General features: G+C 66.0%; 12 protein-coding genes. 3 read left to right on the top strand and 9 right to left on the bottom strand.

Annotation, left to right across the window (positions count from 1 at the left end):
- Positions 1-22: 22 nt before the first annotated feature.
- The 3 genes from ACCQ05_RS04665 to ACCQ05_RS04655 form a co-directional block, all read right to left on the bottom strand.
- On the bottom strand, positions 23-448 hold the full coding sequence (locus ACCQ05_RS04665) for a c-type cytochrome (RefSeq protein ID WP_372393061.1): 426 nt from the start codon (positions 446-448) through the stop codon (positions 23-25).
- Complete coding sequence (locus tag ACCQ05_RS04660; RefSeq protein WP_228961378.1) at positions 445-2,052, bottom strand: flavin monoamine oxidase family protein; 1,608 nt, start codon at positions 2,050-2,052, stop codon at positions 445-447. The genes ACCQ05_RS04665 and ACCQ05_RS04660 overlap by 4 nt, the downstream gene beginning before the upstream one ends.
- A gap of 115 nt (positions 2,053-2,167) precedes the next feature.
- Positions 2,168-4,450: a TonB-dependent receptor gene (locus tag ACCQ05_RS04655; protein WP_228961384.1), complete on the bottom strand. Its 2,283-nt coding sequence runs from the start codon at positions 4,448-4,450 to the stop codon at positions 2,168-2,170.
- A 392-nt stretch (positions 4,451-4,842) separates the two neighbouring features.
- On the opposite strand from ACCQ05_RS04655, the gene ACCQ05_RS04650 reads away from it, so the two are divergent.
- Positions 4,843-5,460 (top strand): HAD-IA family hydrolase, encoded by a 618-nt coding sequence (locus ACCQ05_RS04650; protein ID WP_372393060.1) that lies wholly within the window; start codon positions 4,843-4,845, stop codon positions 5,458-5,460.
- A gap of 546 nt (positions 5,461-6,006) precedes the next feature.
- On the opposite strand, the gene ACCQ05_RS04645 is transcribed toward ACCQ05_RS04650, so the two are convergent.
- Positions 6,007-7,233, bottom strand: coding sequence for an acetylornithine transaminase (locus tag ACCQ05_RS04645; RefSeq protein WP_228961380.1), 1,227 nt, complete (start codon positions 7,231-7,233; stop codon positions 6,007-6,009).
- Positions 7,234-7,305: 72 nt separating this feature from the next.
- Between ACCQ05_RS04645 and ACCQ05_RS04640 the strand changes: the two genes are divergently transcribed.
- Entirely contained in the window at positions 7,306-8,178 is an 873-nt protein-coding gene (locus ACCQ05_RS04640) for an ion transporter (protein ID WP_104539949.1), read from the top strand.
- 168 nt (positions 8,179-8,346) lie between these two features.
- On the opposite strand, the gene ACCQ05_RS04635 is transcribed toward ACCQ05_RS04640, so the two are convergent.
- Together ACCQ05_RS04635 and ACCQ05_RS04630 are read right to left on the bottom strand one after the other, a co-directional pair.
- A complete protein-coding gene (locus ACCQ05_RS04635) occupies positions 8,347-9,162 on the bottom strand; it encodes an SDR family oxidoreductase (RefSeq protein ID WP_372393059.1) in 816 nt (271 codons plus the stop codon).
- Positions 9,163-9,325: 163 nt separating this feature from the next.
- Entirely contained in the window at positions 9,326-9,985 is a 660-nt protein-coding gene (locus tag ACCQ05_RS04630; protein WP_228961382.1) for a serine/threonine-protein kinase, read from the bottom strand.
- Positions 9,986-10,147: 162 nt separating this feature from the next.
- Between ACCQ05_RS04630 and ACCQ05_RS04625 the strand changes: the two genes are divergently transcribed.
- Complete coding sequence (locus ACCQ05_RS04625) at positions 10,148-12,235, top strand: bifunctional DedA family/phosphatase PAP2 family protein (protein ID WP_372393058.1); 2,088 nt, start codon at positions 10,148-10,150, stop codon at positions 12,233-12,235.
- A 639-nt stretch (positions 12,236-12,874) separates the two neighbouring features.
- Here ACCQ05_RS04625 and ACCQ05_RS04620 read toward each other — a convergent pair.
- From ACCQ05_RS04620 to mpl, 3 genes are all read right to left on the bottom strand, one after another.
- Complete coding sequence (locus ACCQ05_RS04620; protein ID WP_104539944.1) at positions 12,875-13,759, bottom strand: bestrophin family protein; 885 nt, start codon at positions 13,757-13,759, stop codon at positions 12,875-12,877.
- Positions 13,760-14,047: 288 nt separating this feature from the next.
- Complete coding sequence (locus ACCQ05_RS04615; protein ID WP_372393057.1) at positions 14,048-14,644, bottom strand: LON peptidase substrate-binding domain-containing protein; 597 nt, start codon at positions 14,642-14,644, stop codon at positions 14,048-14,050.
- Positions 14,644-16,011 carry a UDP-N-acetylmuramate:L-alanyl-gamma-D-glutamyl-meso-diaminopimelate ligase gene (gene mpl, locus ACCQ05_RS04610; RefSeq protein WP_372393056.1) on the bottom strand — a complete coding sequence of 456 codons (1,368 nt, stop codon included), beginning with the start codon at positions 16,009-16,011 and terminating at the stop codon, positions 14,644-14,646. The genes ACCQ05_RS04615 and mpl overlap by 1 nt, the downstream gene beginning before the upstream one ends.
- Between the last annotated feature and the right edge of the window lie 327 nt (positions 16,012-16,338).

The following is a 16,338-nucleotide window of genomic DNA, read 5'->3' as shown; positions in this document are numbered from 1 at the left end:
GCAACTCCTTGGCAGGGAAAGGTCATTGGCGCAGCAGCTTGACGTCGTCGACAGTAACGCGCTCGGCATGGTCGTTGCCGAAATGGGTGCGCACATAGCTCACCACTTCGGCCACCTGGCGGTCCGTGAGCATGTCGCCAAATCCCGGCATGCCGGCATGGCCGTCGAGCACCATCATGGTGACGTAGGGTGCAGCCGCCAGCTTGGGATTACCTGCCAGCGCCGGGTACTCGCCCGCCCCTTGCGCACCGGTACCGGCCGGCATGTGACAGCCCTGGCACACCGCGCGATAGACGTGCTCGCCGGACGCGGTGGCGAAGCCCTGCTGTGGGTACAGCGCCGTGGCATCGGAACTCTGCGCGCGTGCGCTGCGCATGCCGGGCGGCAGCAGCAGAGCGCCGATGACGAGCGCGACAGCGACAACCAGTGTGCGGGGCAACAGACTCATGCACGGCCTCCTGCGGCGATAACGGTGCGATGCAGCCGGCCCACGACATCGTGCGCGGACAGGATCGCGCCCTCCTGCCAGGCCGGGATGTAGGACACATGCTCGCCGGCCAGTGCCAGACGGCCATCGATCTGGCACAGCGGTGCGTAATGCTCGGCGCGGGCCTGCTCGGTCCACATGCCGAAACAGCCATGGGTGAACGGCACCCGATGCCAGCCGACCGCAATACCGGTTTCGAATTCGCGCGGATACTGTGGATGCAGTTGCGTGCCGTAGTCGACCGCCTTGCGCACGCGCTCCCGCGGGCTCATCGAAGTGAACTGGTAGGCATCCAGCCCCCACACATAGGCGCCGAGCAGCACGCCCTTGCCCGGGCTGTGATAGCCGGTGCTGGGATAGCTGATCAAGGTGATCGGCAGATCGGTGTAGCTGATGCCGCCGTAGATCGCCTCGTCCTCCTCCCAGAAGCGGCGCTTGAACTGCAGCCCCACCTTCACCGATGCCGCATACGGCACCTTGCCGATGGCGGTGGTCATCGCATCGCTGGCGGTGACCGGAATGCGGCTCAGCACCGACAGCGGAATCGTGCAGATGCACCAGTCCGCACTGGCGATGCGCTCTTCGCCACCGCGTACCGCGTCCTGCCAGGACACCCGCACGCCGTTGCCATCCTGGTCGATCCTGGTGACCTTGGCGTTGTAGGTAATGGCATCGCCGAGCTGGCGCGCAAACGCCTTGCCGATCTGGTCCATGCCACCGACTGGCTGAAACATGGTGGTCTGCATCTCGTAGTTGTTGCCGGCCGCCAGCGTGGTCCACAGCCGCGAGCGCAATACGTCCTGCACGCTGAAGGGCTGGGAGAATTCCGGCATGCCCGACAACCCACCGCCGGGATAGCGCGCAAAACCGCGCCGCTCGCTGCTGTCCTTGCCCTTGACGTAGCCGAACTTCTGATCCAGCGCCCCCCAGGTACGCAGCGATTCGAGCAGGATCTGCTGGTCCTCGTTGCTGACCAGCGTGTCCAGCGCGTGCTGTTGCGTGCACTTGGCCAGCAGCTCGGACACATGCCCCTTGTAGTCGGCATCGATGGCGCGAAAGCGCTGCGGCTTGCCGCCGAACCCGTGCTGGCTGTGCAGCAAGGCGTTGTAGTTCACCTGGTTGAAGGCTTCCAGCGCCACACCGAACTGCTTGCAGTAGCTCAACACTGCCCGGTGATGATGGGGAATCCGCCATGGCCCGGGATTGAGGTAATGGCCCTTGTCGAACTGGCACTGCTGGGCAGCGCCACCGAGTTCGGTGTAGCGATCGCCGCCGCGCAAGGTCCAGTTGCGCCCGCCGGGGCGCGCGTTGTATTCCAGTAGCTGCACGCGATACCCCGCCTTGCGCAATTCGAAGGCGGCCGTCATGCCTGCAAGGCCGGCGCCCAGCACCAGCACCGAGGCGCCCTTCGCATCGCCATCCAGTTGCAGCGGCCCGGTGAAGCTGGACTCGGCGGCCATGCCCAGGCTGCTCATCGCCTGATACATCATGGCCCCGCCAGCGGTCATGCCGATGCGCGCCAGCAATTGCCGCCGCGTCATCGCCCCAGTGTGATTGCCTTGCATCAACGCACGTCCCCTGCAGATAGTGGAACAGAAGCCAACTCAACGCCCTGGCCGCGCGCGGCGCGACGGCGCATCCCGCCTGTGGTCATCGGCAACACCGCGCGCAGCGGAGCCATCAGAAGCGGTAGGAAAGACTGGCGAACAGCTGGCGCGGTGCGATCAGCTGGTAGGAGCCGGAACTCTCGTTGGGAAACACCGCACCGATCGCATCGTCCTTGTCGAACAGGTTGTAGACCGACAATTGCAGCCGCCCACCGGCAAGAAAGCCGGCATCGCTGCCTTGATAGCCGACGCTGCCGTTGACGATGAAGGTGGCATCCACCTGGTCGGTATTGAGCGTGTCGCCGTAACGCTTGCCGGTGTACTTGGTGTCGAGGTTGGCGAAGAAGTGCTCGCCTTCCCAGCCGCCGTTGACGCTGAACATCACCTTCGGCGCATCCGGCACGTCGTTGCCCTTCACCTGCACCAGGTTGCCGCTGACCGGGCCGAAGTAATTGTCCTGGAATTCGGATTGATTCCAGGTCAGCGACGCACCCAGCCGCCAGCCCGGCGCCGGCTTCCACATGCCGGAGACTTCCGCGCCGTAGGTCTGCACGTCGCCGACGTTGGCGTAGACGGTAGGCGCAACCACCAGCGGGTCCGGGTCGGTCAGCGCGATGATGCGATTTTCATAATCGATCTTGTAGGCGGCGATGTAGCCGCTCCACTGGCTGGATTCGGCGCGGATGCCGATATCGATGTTGGTGGATTCTTCCGGCGCGATGTCCGGATCGAAGGCACCGGACGTCAATGCCAGACGCGGCGCGGAGCTGAAGTTTTCCGCGTAGTTGGCGAATACCTGCACGCCCTCGGCGAGCTGGAAGCTGGCGCCGACCTGCGGCTGAAACCAATCGCTGTTCTTGATGGCGACATCGCGGCGCACACCGACATTGAAGTCGTCCAGATTGGCGATGCCGTTGTAGTCGCGTTTGACGTCCAGCCCCTTGGCACCGAACTCCATGGTGAGCCGATCGTCCAGCAGGCGCAGCGTGTCCTTGATGTAGAGCTGCTTCACTTCGGTGGAGAAGTGGTTGTCGTAATAGATCACGATCGGCAGGGCGTTCTTGAGCAAGGCGCCAGTGGCCGGGTCTAGGTTGTACAGCGGGCGCACCTGGTCGAAGTCGTAGCTTTCGTACCAGGCGCCCACTTCCAGCTTGTTATGTTCGGTCTCCCATGCCACGGCCGTGGTCAAGCCATAGCGATCGCCGCCCATGATTTCTTCGCGCCGCGTCATCGCACCAACTTGGGTGACGTTGCCATTGGCATCGACGCTCTGTGGGTCGTTGATGGCGATATCGGTGCGCCCGGGGGTGCCGGCAACCGCATCGTTGTACAACCCGGTGGCGGTACTCGGCGGCGTGCCGCCGACGCCGTAACCGTGCTTGTTTTCGTAATAACCGGTGAAGGTGACGCCGATGGCGTCATTGAACATGAAATCGCCATGCAGGCTGAGCAGCGAATCGCGGCGGCCGTTTTGCCATTCGCTGTAATGCTCGGCATCCACTTCCGGGTTGCCGGTGATGCGTTCGTGCAGATCCCACGATACCGAGCCGTCGGAGTTGTACGACTGCACGTCGTAGTCCTTGCGGTTGTTGTAGATCCAGCCCAGGGTCAGGCTGCCCGCGTCCCAGGCCTGACGCACCTTGGCTTCGAAGTGATCGCTCTTTTGCGTAGCCGGTTCCATGTCCCACACCCCGCCCTGGGTGCGCGATGCGGAGAGGTACGCACTCGGCCCGCCCGCCCACCACTGCGGCGTATCCAGACGGACAAAACTGCGCACCAGATCGTCCGAGCCGATGGTCTGGGTGAGATTGCCGCTCCAGGTATCGCCACCCTTGGGCGGAAGACTGGTGTAGCGGATCGCACCGCCCAGTGCGTGATAGGAGGGCTGGGTGACATCGCCCGAGCCGGCGGACACCGTCACATCGAGCAGGTTTTCGCTGGAGACATAGCGGGTGATCGGCCCACCTTCGCGGGTGTCGAACGTCTCGATCGGAATGCCGTCCAGGGTCACGCCGATCTGGTTGGCGGAAAACCCGCGAATGGTCATCGAATCGCCGAACTCGTACAGCCCGAACGGATCGGTGGTCTGCACATTCACGCCGGGCAGGCTGGCCAGCAGTTGTTGCGGCGCCACGCCAGGCACCTGCGCCTGGATCTCGTCCATTGAAATGGAGGCGGTAGTACGGGTGGACCCGGTGCCCACCACGCTGACCGCATCCAGGGTGCGTGCCTCCTGGGCGAACGCGGGCAGGCCTGGCGCGCCAGCCACCAGCAGGGTCATCGAGGCGAGCGTGTGGCGGCGCGTGGCGGCGGTGAGAACTGCGGCCAGTGCGGCCGCCAATTGATCGGTATTCAAGCGCTTAGGCATGCAATCGGCCCTCGGAGTGTGGTGCGTGCTGAGTGACCGGACCCGCTCCCCAAGACCGGCTGACACCGCGGATGCGGCACGTATCGACCATACCCAGCACGGTTCCGAAGCAGAGGCGGTGCGGAGGGTAGGCTCTGCGCAGGTGGGTAGGCTGCTACCGAATTGAACCGTATGAATACGCAGCATCCGTGTGCTTGGCGGGCGCGGATTTCCGTGGCAAGGCATTGGCGACACAGGCGTTGGCGCTGCGCCGCATGGCCGCGAACCGTTCGTGCGCAACGCGCCTACCCGCGCGCAGCGCTTTGGGCATGGCAGCGCTCGCACGCTTGCCATGCAAGTGCGAATCGACAACGCTGCAGCGCTATGTCCTGAGCCTGCGCATGCCAACTCCACCGGTTTCCCTGCTATTGCTCGACTTCGATGGCGTGCTCGCCAGCTATTCGCGGCCACGCCGTCTGGCGGCCCTGGCAACGGCCGCCGCCTGCACGCCGCAGCGCGTGCAGCAGGTACTGTTCGACCAGGGCCTGGAGCGCGCCTACGATACCGGCGCGATCGACACGCCGGCGTACCTGAGCCAACTCGGCGACGGTCTGGGGCATCCGATTGATCAGGCCACCTGGATCGCTGCACGCGTGGCCGCATGCCGTGCAGACCCTGCGGTGGCGGCGCAGGTGCTGGCGGTATCGGCGACAACCGCGGTGGCCGTGCTGACCAATAACGGCCCATTGATGGCTGAGGCGATTGCGCAGATCGTGCCGTCGCTGTTTCCGCTGCTGCAGGGACGCGTGTTGTGCAGCGGTGCACTGGGCGGGCGCAAGCCGGAGCTGCGGGTGTATCAGCGTGCGCTCGACGCCCTTGGGGCGACCGCAGCCGGCACCCTGTTCGTCGATGACCTGTTCGTCAACGTCCGCGGCGCCCGTGCTGCGGGGCTGCACGCCGACACGGTGCGCGATGCGCGCGCATTGCGGCGGGTGGTGAAGCGGTATGGGTTGGGATGAGGGGGGAATTGGGATTTGGGATTTGGGATTTGGGATTTGGGATTTGGGATTTGGGAATCGGGAATCGGGAATCGGGAATCGGGAATCGGGAATCGGAGCAGCGTTCGCCGGCGTTCTTGAAAGGTCAACGCTCTGCCGAGCGGCCAACGGTAGCTAGCCTCGCTCTGCAAGCGAATGCGCAGCCAAACAACACGCTAGCCGTGTGTGTTGTGGTGAATCAGGCCAAGCATGCATTTATCGATATTCCATCCGCCAGCGTGCGTTTTTGCGCGCATGCGCACGAAACCGCGATAAATCGGGCGCAACTCCTCGACCAGACCATGCTCAGCAAAACGCACCGACTAGCCCCTCTCCCATCGGGAGAGGGGTTGGGGTGAGGGTACGGCGGGAAGCGACAACCTCAGCAGCAAGAGCCGAGCCTCAAGCGCACGATGCCACGATCAAAATCAGACGATCGGCACGTCACGCAATCACTGGCGCCAAACTGCACCCGCTCACCCAGACACAAGCCAGATCATTCAGCGCTTCGCATCGCGCAAGTATCCATCACCGCTGCGCCGCGTACTCGGCAATCGCCAGGCGCAGGCGCTGCAGCCCGTCGGCCAGCTCGGCATCGGTCAGATTCAGTGCCGGCACGAAGCGCAGCACGTCCGGCCCCGCCTGCAGCACCAGCAGCCCATGCCTGGCCGCCAGGTCGAGGATCGCGCCGGCCTGGCCGGCATGCGCCGGCGCCAGCACCGCGCCCAGCATCAGGCCGCGCCCGCGGATCTGCGCAAACACGCCGAACTCGGCGTTCAGCGCCTCCAGCCCTGCGCGCAACGCCGCCGACTGACGCTCCACATTGGCCGCGATCTCCGGCGAGGCCAGCTTGCGCAATGCCACCCGCGCCACCGCAGCGGCCAGCGGATTGCCGCCGAAGGTAGTGCCGTGCGCGCCGAACTGCATGGTCTGCGCCACCTTGGGGCCGGCCAGCATCGCGCCGATCGGGAAACCGCCACCCAGGGCCTTGGCCAGGGTCACGATGTCCGGCGTCACCTGTTCCTGCCAATGCGCGAACAGGCTGCCGGTGCGGCCCATGCCGCACTGGATCTCGTCCAGCACCAGCAAGGCATCGTGCTGGTCGCACAGCGCGCGTGCGCGGGCCAGGAAGCCCGGCGCGGCCGGCATCACCCCGCCCTCGCCTTGGATCGGCTCGACCATCACCGCCGCCACATCGCCTGTCGCCATCGCCGCTTCCAGCGCCGACACGTCGTTGAAATCCACGTAGCGAAATCCGCCCGGCAGCGGCTCGTAGCCTTCCTGGTACTTCGGCTGCGCGGTAGCGGTGACCGAGGCCAGCGTGCGGCCGTGGAAACTGCCACGGAAGGTGACGATCACGCGCCGCTCCGGCGGGCGGCCCTGGTCGCTGGCCCACTTGCGCACCAGCTTGATCGCCGCCTCGTTGGCCTCGGTGCCGGAATTGCACAGGAACACCTTTTCGGCAAAGCGCGAGGCGCCCACCAGTTCTTCGGCCAGCTTCAACGGCGGCGCGCTGTAGAAGATGTTGCTGGTGTGCCAGAGCTTGCCGGCCTGCTCGGTGAGCGCGGCCACCAGGTCCGGATCGTTATGGCCCAGCCCGCTGACGGCGATGCCCGAGGACAGATCCAGATACTCGCGCCCGGCATCGTCCCACACGCGACTGCCCTGTCCGCGCTCCAGCACCACCTGGCGCGGGCGATACACCGGCAGGTAGTAGTGCGCAAGGGACAGGGGCGAATCGGCAGCGGTGCTCATGAGGATCAGTCGCGGAAGCGGAAGGGGAGCGGGCATTCTCGCGCATTCGCACGCCTGCGGCACAATGCCCGCATGCGCCCTCTTTCCGATCCGCAACTCACCCCTGCCACCGACCACGGCTGGCGCCGGCACTGGTTCGACATCATCTACCGGCACGACACCCGCCCCTCGCGCAATTTCGACCTGATGCTGGTGGCGGCCATCCTCGCCAGCGTGGTGGTGATCATGATCGACAGCGTGCCGCGCATCCATGCGCAGTCGGCGCACTGGCTGGTGCCGCTGGAGTGGGCCTTCACGATCCTGTTCACGCTGGAATACGCGTTGCGGCTGGCGGTGGTGCGGCGGCCGCTGCATTACGCACTCAGTATCTGGGGCGTGATCGACCTGCTGTCGATCCTGCCGAGCTATCTGTCGTTCTTCGTGCCCGGTGCGCAGACCCTGCTGGTGGTGCGGGTGCTGCGCATCCTGCGGTTGTTCCGCATCCTCAAGCTCACCCGCTACATCCAGGAAAGCGGGCAGCTGGTGGACGCGCTGTGGCGCAGTCGCCGCAAGGTGCTGGTATTCCTGTTCAGCGTGCTCACCATCACCGTGATCGCCGGCGCCACGATGTACGTCATCGAAGGCCCGCAGCATGGCTTCACCAGCATCCCGACCAGCATGTACTGGGCCATCGTCACCATGGCCACGGTGGGTTTCGGCGATCTGGTGCCGCAGACCACGCTGGGCCGCTTCGTCACCTCGGCGCTGATCCTGATCGGCTACAGCATCATCGCCGTGCCCACCGGCATCTACACCGCCGAGCTGGCCAGTACGCTGCGCGAAGGCGGCCACGCCGGCAAGCGCGATATCCGCAACTGCGTGCGCTGCGGGCTGGAAGGCCACGCGCCGGACGCACGCTATTGCCGGCAGTGCGCCGAGCCGCTGCCGGCCATGGGAAACGGATGAGCCAGGCCCGTGCAGCCCGGCGCGCGCAGCGCACGGATGCGCGCGCGACGGCTGCCGCCACGTCGGTCTGCGACGCGTGGCGGGTGGGTGGGAACCAGTCCTCGACGGCACACGGCTCGCACCCCGCCCAGGTCCGGACGCGGCAGGCGCACGCACCGCGCACCACCGTCAGTCCAGGAATAGATCCGGCAGCAAATCGCGCGAAGGATCCACCGCATATCCGCGCAGATCGGTGATGCCGGCCTGCGCCAGCACCTGCTCGTCGATCAGGAACTGGCCATGGAACCCAGCGGCCTCGCGGGTCAACACCGCATGCGCCGCATCGGCCACGATCTCCGGCCGACGGCAGGCCGCCGCATCCACGCCGGGCAGCATGTTGATCGCATCGGTGGCGATCACCGTGCGCGGCCAGAGCGCATTGACCGCCACGCCTTGCGGGCCGAATTCGGCCGCCAGCCCCAGCGTCACCAGGCTCATGCCCATCTTGGCCAGCGTGTAGCCGGTATGCGCGCCCCACCACACCGGATTCAACGACGGTGGCGGCGCCAGGCTGAGGATGTGCGGGTTGGGCGCGCGCAGCAGATGCGGCAGGCAGGCCTGCGCGCAGAGGAAACTGCCGCGCGCATTGACCTGCTGCATCAGGTCGAAGCGCTTCATCGGCGTATCCAGCGTGCCGCGCAACCAGATCGCGCTGGCGTTGTTGACCAGGATATCGATCCCGCCGAACGCCTCCACGGTGGCCTGGACCGCCGCATGCACCTGCGCCTCGTCGCGGATGTCGCAGCGCAGTGCCAGCGCCTGTCCACCCGCCGCACGCACCGCATCGGCGGCGCCATGGATGGTGCCGGGCAATTTCGGATTGGGCACCGCCGACTTGGCCACGATCGCCACATTGGCCCCATCGCGCGCCGCCCGCAACGCGATCGCCAGCCCGATCCCGCGCGAGGCACCGGTAATGAAGAGGGTTTTGCCGTTTAAGGTCATGGGATTGGGGAATCGGGATTAGGGATTCGTCAGAGCTTACAGCCGGTAACCGGCGCCGAATCGGAACGCGTCATGTGCAGCTGCTGGATTCAACCGACCAGCCACCAGCCCTGCACCATCGGCCTTTACGAATCCCCAATCCCGAACACCCAATCCCAGCCGTTCAGGGCTTCGGCCCCTGCCCCTCGTTGTCTTCCCAATGCAGCACCCGACGGGTCACGAAACGGTAGACCGGCTTGCCGGTGGCGAACCACAGCTCGCGCACCCAGGAGCGGCGCTTGAGTACGCGACGTTCCACCGGGGTGATCGCGGCCGGGCAATACATGCGCTTGTGCTTGAGCAGGTGGCGCAGGTCTTCGCGTGCAAGCAGACGCATCCAGCGCGCGCGTGGATGGCCGCGTACCGCCAGTTGGAAATCGATCAGCGCCGGGCTGCCATCGTCCTGTACCAGCCAGTTGGCTTCCTTGGCCAGATCGTTGTGCGCCACGCCGCACCGATGCAACTGCTGCAACAGCCGGCGCGCCTGCCGGAAATACGCCAGGTCGCCGCGCGGCGGGCGCTGGTACATCGCATCGCCGGCCAGGTAACTGCGGTCCAGATGACGCCCGTCCCAGTGCAGCAGGCGTGGCGTGTGCGGCAGGCCATCCAGCTGGCGCAGTGCCAGCGCTTCGCGCCGCGCCAGCCACCATGCCACACCACGCAGCAGCCACGGCGCCACGCTCAGGTCGCGCCGCACGAACACGCGGCCGGCGTCGCGGATCAGCAGGATGCGCCCGAAGGTATCGGACTTCAGCGGCAGGTTGCCGGCGGGATCGTGGCTCATCGCCCATTGTAGACGGGCGGTCCGCATCGCCACATCGCCAACGCTCGCGCCACCGTGCACCGGACAGGCCCTGCAGGGCCGGTTGCAACCTCAGGTGAAGCGAACGGCCCGATGTGAGCGGGGCACAAGTCAGCCGTCACCGTGCCCACCTATAATTCGGCAATGAACTCATGGATCGACGCCACACTGGAGTGGATCGGACACCACCCCACCTTGGCTGGCGTGGCGATCTTTGTCATCGCATTCTGCGATGCGGTCATCGTGCTGGGTGCCATCGTGCCCGCGCTGCCGCTGCTGTTCGCCATCGGCGTGCTGATCGGGCTCGGCCAGATCAACGGGCCGTACGCAGTGGCCTGCGCCACCCTGGGCGCCTTCGTCGGCGACGCGCTGAGCTTCTGGGTCGGTCATCGCTGGGGCCACCAGTTGCACACCTATTGGCCGTTCCGGCGTTACCCGCAATTGCTGGAACGTGGCGAGCTGCTGTTCCGGCGCAATGCCTTCAAGAGCATCCTCATCGCCCGTTACGTGGGCGCGGTGCGGCCGTTCGTGCCCGCCATTGCCGGCATGTCGCACATGCCGTTCAAGCGCTACCTGACCGCCAGCGGGTTGGCCTGCATTTCCTGGGCGCTGCTGTTCCTGGTGCCGGGCTGGGTGCTGGGCACCGCCTACGACGCGGTGGCCGCGGTGGCCGGGCGCCTGTTCGTGGTGGTGGCGTTGCTGGCCGCGGTGATCGGCCTGGCGTGGGCGATAGTGCTGTATTCGTACCGCTGGTCCGCCGGCCACCTGGACGCGCTGCTGGCGCGCTTGCTGGAGTGGTCGCATCGGCATCCGGTGCTGGGCGACTGGTCGGTCAGCGTGTTCGACCCGCGCCGCCGCGAATCGGTGCCGCTGGCGATGATGGCCCTGATGCTGTTGCTGCTCGGCTGGGGCTGGTTCGTGTTGCTGATGGTGGTGCTGGCGCATGGCGAGCCGCTGCGCGTGGACCTGGCCGTGCACGACCTGATGCTGGCGCTGCGCAACCCGCTGGCCGATTACCCGATGGTGGCACTGGCCTCGCTGGGCGACTGGCAGGTGTTGCTGCCGGCGATTGTCGCGGCTATGGGCTACCTGGCCTGGCGCCGGCGCTGGATGGCGGTGACGCATTGGGTGATTGCGCTGGCGTTCGGCCTTGCCCTGACCCAACTGCTCGGCGCCACCGTGCAGGTGGTGCGCCCGCCTGCGGCCAGCAGCGGGTTCGGGTTTCCATCGGTGGCGGTCACCATGGCCACGATTGGTTTTGGCTTCTTTGCGTTGCTGATCGCGCGCGAACTGCCCGGCCGGCGCCGGGTGTGGCCGTATCTGGTCAGTGGCGCGATCGTCTCGCTGATCGGTTTTGCGCGGCTGTACCTGGGCGCGCACTGGCTCAGCGATGTGGTCGGCGGCATGTTGTTCGGCATCTTCTGGCTGCTGGTGCTGGGCATCGCCTACCGCCGCCGCGCCACCCGCGCATTCTGGGTCAAGCCGGTGTCGTGGATCTTCTATGGCGTGTTCCTGGGCTGTGCGCTCTTCTTCGCGCCGCGCAACCTCGACACCAAGCTGGCCAAGTTCGAACCGCCGCCGCCGTTGCTGATGGAGCTGCCCGCCAGCGAGTGGTGGGCCAGCCAATGGCGCCTGCTGCCGGCGCGCCGCAACGAATTCGACGACGACCAGCGCTGGCCGCTGGACGTGCAAGTGGCCGGTCCGCTCGCCCCATTGCAGCGCCAGCTCGAAACGCGCGGCTGGCGGGCACAACCGCAGGCCGGCTGGGAACAGGCACTGCACCTGCTCGACGTCAGTGGTCGCCCGGACGAGGTGCCGATCCTGCCGGCCACACTGGACACCCAGGTCGAAGCGCTGTTGATGGTGCGCCACGCGGCACCCGGCCATGTGCATGTGCTGCGCCTGTGGCCAGCGGCCGCACGCCTGCAGCCCGATGCACAGTCGCTGTGGGTCGGCAGCACGCAGACCTTGCGCTACAGCCGTCACTTCAGCCTGATCGGGCTGTGGTATCCGTTGCGTGGGGTCGATCCGGCATTGAGCGCATTGCGCGACGCACTCGGGCCACTGCCGCATCGTGTGGAACAGCGGCGTCGTTCGCAGGTGCCGGTGATCCTGATCGACAGCACCTCGGGCAATGCGGTGCGTGGCGAAAACAACGACAACGCTGCAGCGCAGACGCAAACCGCTGCGCTCGATCCAGCAGCATCAGGTTCGCCACAACAACGCCGTTGAGCGATCCGGCAACAGGCGATCGGCCGGCGAATCGCACAGGCGTGTCGATATGGGTCGTGTCGCTATGGGTCGTGTCGACATGGGGTGCCCGCAATGCGTCTTGAACGCTGTATCGATGGCGGTAGCGTCTTGGCGTCGTGTAGAAGCAGCTGAATTTTCAGGGTGAACGCTTGGCCCGTCGAGCGCGCGGCGCCCTCGCCGCTTGCGGGACACGCCGTGAACCCATCCATGGGGGCTCGATGGCGGCATCCATGCCGCCAACGGTCCCGCAAGCGGCGAGGACACCGCACCAGAACGTTCGTCGGTGACCTACCAAAGAGCAGAGAACACTGCGCAGCCTGGTTACTTGCGTCGCAGGGTTTGCTGTCGCTTGAACACTCTGCGCACCGACCAACTTGACTGGTCCTTGCCCGCTCACCGTCGCGGGACCTTACGCGACATGGATGCCGCGTAAGAGCTTACAAGGACGTACTTGCAGCGTGTCCCGCGATGGTGGGCGGGCAAGGGCCCTGCAGAAAACTCGCAGTTGGCCGCTCTACAACTGCTCGTACCTTTCAATCGCCTCTCAAGGCGACCGGGAGATTGCGAGTCAGCGCAGTTCGGCGATGCAAAGGCCGCATTGGCCTAACACGCGACACCTCACCACAACACGCCATCCACCGGTTGCATCGGCTCCGGCGCTTGCTCACCAAGGGCCTGAAGCGCATCGATCTCCACCGTGCGGCACATGGTATCCAGCGGCAGGTCGTGAATGGTGTTGGCGAACGGGTCGACCAGTTCATCGCCGATCTTCAGCACCGCCAGGAACATCAGGCCGGCCACCGTCGACCCCACCGGCGTGGCGTACTGCAGCGTTTCCACCAGCCCGATCGGCAGCAGCACGCAGAACAGCCGCGTGAACAGGTTGGGATAGAAGCGGTATTGATACGGCAGCGGGGTGTTCTTCAGCCGTTCCATGCCGCCTTGCGCGTTGGCGATGTCCACCAGGATGCGTTCGACGCTGGCCTGCTGGATGCTGTCGATCCAGCCCTCGCGACGCGCCTGTTCGACGCTGCGTCCGGTGCTATCGAGCAAGCCGTTCGCCACGTTGGTGCGCACGACCACGGCCGCCGCTTCGTCGGCGTCCAGGTACGGAGACAGCGCCATCGCCACCGGCAACCGGCGCAGTTGGCAGCGCAGTGCGTTGACGTAGGCGATCTGCCGCAGCGCGATGGCGCGCCCAAGATCGCCCGCTTCCGGCGCAGACAGGATACTGACGCTCAGGCGCACCAGATTGCGCGAGGCATTGATCATCTGGCCCCACAGCACCCGGCCTTCCCACCAGCGCTGATAGGTGGAATTGGCGCGAAAGCCCAGGAACAACGCCAACGCAGAACCGAAGATGGTCAACGGCAGCGCCGGTGCGCGGAACGGCAGTACGTAATAGATGATGGTGATCAACACGTCCCATACGAACAGCACCGCCAGGGTCCGCCAGACCTGGCTGATCACATCGGCCACACGCGGCTTTACATCGACGATCAAAGGCACACTCCATCAAGAGGAACGAGTGACGCCAGTGCGCGCATCCAGTGCGTGGATGCGCTCGCTAGCGCACTCAAGCGCGCGCAGTGTGCCGTTGCCATGGTGCAAGCGCGGTGATGGGGCCGACCGAAACCATCGCCCCACGTCACGGAGTGATTGAAAGGCGTAGCGCGCAGTCGACGGTTGGGTGTGCACAGCGCGCAGGACGCAGCGTGCACGCCTGATCCATGAGAATTCCGAACGCCACTCGCACCCGTGTGGCGGACGCAGCCGTTTTGTCAGCCGCTTTCAGGGCATCCAGGCCAGCAATTGATCCAGCCGCCGATGCGGATCGTCCTGCTGCAACAGCGAGAGCCGCTGCTGCTCGGTCAATGGCAGCAGCTCGGCCAACCGCCAACCAACCCAGGCGGCCTGATCCAGCAACCCCGGTCCCACCGATGCGAATTCGCCGCCCATCTGCTCCAGCATGCGCTCCAGCACCGTGGACAGCAGGCTGTGCTCGGGCCGCAATTCGTCGTCCGGATCCGGCTCGCACCACGTGACATCGCCCACCACCAGGCCGTTGTCGCGAATGCGCGAGCGCTGTACGTGGAAACGCCGCGTACCACGCAGGCGCAGCACCAGCACACCATCGGCACCCACATCGAAATCCTCGATGCGCACTTCGGTACCGAACGCGGCCGGCGTGGCCGGCACACCGACTTCGTTGCCTTCCAGAATCAGGCACACGCCGAAGCTGGTGCCGTTGCGGCCGCATTCGCGCACCAGATCCAGATAGCGGCGTTCGAACACACGCAGGCCCATCGCCGCGCCCGGCAACAGCACGCTGTGCAAGGGGAACAGCGGCAACGCGCTGGTGTCGGCAACGGCAGGGATCGGCGCCATCAGGACAGCTGCGCCAAGAAGCGACGCGGCGCGCCATCGAAACCGCCATTGGACATGAACACCACATGGTCGCCCGGCTGCGCCAGCTCGCCCAAGCTGTGCAGCAAGGCGTCGACATCCTGCACCACGCGCGCATCGCCGCGTACCTGCGCGATGATCGGCGCCGCATCCCAGGGCAGTTCCGGCCGATGCAGGAACACCACCGCATCGGCATCGTGCAGCGATGGCGCCAGCGCCTGCGCATGCGCGCCCAGGCGCATCGAATTGCTGCGCGGCTCCATCGCCACCAGCACGCGCGCCGCACCCACCTTGGCGCGCAGCCCCTGCAGCGTGGTCGCAATTGCGGTGGGATGATGGGCGAAGTCGTCGTAGACGGTGATATCGCGCGCCTGGCCCAGCACTTCCAATCGCCGTTTGACGCTCTGGAACTGCGCCAGCGCCGGCATCACCGCGGCCGGGTCCACCCCCACCGCATGCACCGCGGCCAAGGCCGCCAGCCCATTGAGCACGTTGTGCCGGCCCACCAGCGGCCACTGCACTTGGCCGATCTCCACTCCGCGATGGGCCACCGCAAACGTGCTGCCATCGGCGGCGATCAAACGCGCGCTCCACTCCAGCCCGGCATCGAAGCCGAAGCGTTCCACCGGCGTCCAGCAGCCCATCGCCAGCACCTCGGCCAGACGCGCGTCGTCGCCGTTGACGATCAACCGCCCGCGCGCCGGCACCGTGCGCACCAGATGGTGGAACTGCCGCTGGATGGCCGCCACATCCGGAAAGATATCGGCGTGGTCGTATTCGAGATTGTTGAGGATCGCCACCAGCGGCCGGTAGTGCACGAACTTGCTGCGCTTGTCGAAGAACGCGGTGTCGTACTCGTCGGCTTCCACCACGAATTCGCGGCCCTGGCCCAGCCGTGCGGAGACGCCGAAGTCCTCGGCCACCCCGCCGATCAGAAAGCCCGGCGCCCGCCCGGCGGCCTCGAGCAGATAGCTCAGGATGGTGGTGGTGGTGGTCTTGCCGTGGGTGCCGGCCACCGCGAGCGTGTCGCGGCCCGGCAATACCTGCTCGGCCAGCCACTGGGCGCCGGAGGTGTAGCGACGGCCGGCATCGAGCACCGCTTCCACCGCCGGATTGCCGCGCGACAAGGCATTGCCGATGACCACGTCGGTGGCATCGGGCGCGATGTTCGACGGCGCGTAGCCTTGCGCCAGTGCAATGCCCAGCGTTTCCAGCTGGGTGGACATCGGTGGGTAGATGGCCTGGTCGCTGCCCTCCACCTGCCAGCCCAGCTCGCGCGCCAGGGCGGCCACACCGCCCATGAAAGTCCCGGCGATGCCGAGGATGTGGAGTTTGGTCATGCCGCACATTGTCGCCGATCGTCGCAGGCGTCGGCCATCGCGCTGCCCTTTCGACGCCCGTGTCGGGAAACACCTACCGTACTGTCGGGAATTTCCCGATATGCGAACTGCGTCACATCCATCACTATGCTGAACGCCAGTCGCAGTATCCCTTTGGTCCTACTCCCCAAGAGGCCAAATCCCCAGGGAGCTCATGCTGTCGGGGCTCTGAGCAAGCTCACTACTGGCGTTATTCCGCCCCGGTCGTCGTGTACGACCGGGGTTTTTCTTTTGGGAAGAGGTCCGATTCGCAGGTCTTGCACCTGCGCCGCGGCGCTGCCATCGGAGCGCCGCGGC

It is taken from the genome of Xanthomonas sp. NCPPB 3582, from assembly GCF_041475735.2.
GTDB lineage: Bacteria > Pseudomonadota > Gammaproteobacteria > Xanthomonadales > Xanthomonadaceae > Xanthomonas > Xanthomonas codiaei.
The sequence above is the reverse complement of the archived record's forward strand: the minus strand, read 5'-3'. Positions and strand labels throughout refer to the sequence as shown.

Excerpts from the sequence above, each read along its gene's own strand:
- ACCQ05_RS04665 (WP_372393061.1), bottom strand. The coding sequence starts at position 448 with ATGAGTCTGTTGCCCCGCACACTGGTTGTCGCTGTCGCGCTCGTCATC.
- ACCQ05_RS04660 (WP_228961378.1), bottom strand. The coding sequence starts at position 2,052 with ATGCAAGGCAATCACACTGGGGCGATGACGCGGCGGCAATTGCTGGCG.
- ACCQ05_RS04650 (WP_372393060.1), top strand. The coding sequence starts at position 4,843 with ATGCCAACTCCACCGGTTTCCCTGCTATTGCTCGACTTCGATGGCGTG.
- ACCQ05_RS04645 (WP_228961380.1), bottom strand. The coding sequence starts at position 7,233 with ATGAGCACCGCTGCCGATTCGCCCCTGTCCCTTGCGCACTACTACCTG.
- ACCQ05_RS04640 (WP_104539949.1), top strand. The coding sequence starts at position 7,306 with ATGCGCCCTCTTTCCGATCCGCAACTCACCCCTGCCACCGACCACGGC.
- ACCQ05_RS04635 (WP_372393059.1), bottom strand. The coding sequence starts at position 9,162 with ATGACCTTAAACGGCAAAACCCTCTTCATTACCGGTGCCTCGCGCGGG.
- ACCQ05_RS04630 (WP_228961382.1), bottom strand. The coding sequence starts at position 9,985 with ATGAGCCACGATCCCGCCGGCAACCTGCCGCTGAAGTCCGATACCTTC.
- ACCQ05_RS04625 (WP_372393058.1), top strand. The coding sequence starts at position 10,148 with ATGAACTCATGGATCGACGCCACACTGGAGTGGATCGGACACCACCCC.
- ACCQ05_RS04615 (WP_372393057.1), bottom strand. The coding sequence starts at position 14,644 with ATGGCGCCGATCCCTGCCGTTGCCGACACCAGCGCGTTGCCGCTGTTC.
- mpl (WP_372393056.1), bottom strand. The coding sequence starts at position 16,011 with ATGTGCGGCATGACCAAACTCCACATCCTCGGCATCGCCGGGACTTTC.